Origin of the sequence: Vibrio sp. MarTm2 (genome assembly GCF_027587055.1) — a bacterium.
Lineage (GTDB): Bacteria > Pseudomonadota > Gammaproteobacteria > Enterobacterales > Vibrionaceae > Vibrio > Vibrio sinaloensis_D.
On sequence record NZ_JAPPTK010000061.1, the window covers coordinates 1 to 349 of the forward strand.

Genomic DNA, 349 nt, shown 5'->3' on the forward strand with positions numbered 1-349 from the left:
TATACATGTGCAGACACGATTTTGCCGGACTCAAATTCCAAGAACACTTGAATGTGTTGTATTGGTGTTTGTCATAAAGACAAACATTGAGAACTTTACAAACAATCTTAAAGATTGTTTTGTCAGCTTTCCAAATTGTTAAAGAGCTAGATTTCTTAATGAAACCATTTTTAAAGACTCTGCCTTCTATTTAAAGAAAGAAGAACATTTAAAGATGGTGGAGCTATGCGGGATCGAACCGCAGACCTCCTGCGTGCAAGGCAGGCGCTCTCCCAGCTGAGCTATAGCCCCATCAAGGTGTCGATACTGTATGCCAACTTCAAGGAAATTGGTGGGTCTGAGTGGACTC

The 349-nt window shown here is 41.0% G+C and carries 1 tRNA gene; it reads right to left on the reverse strand.

Annotated elements, in window-relative coordinates:
* Nucleotides 1-215: 215 nt before the first annotated feature.
* A tRNA-Ala gene (locus tag OH458_RS22030) sits at nucleotides 216-291 on the reverse strand.
* Nucleotides 292-349 lie beyond the last annotated feature (58 nt).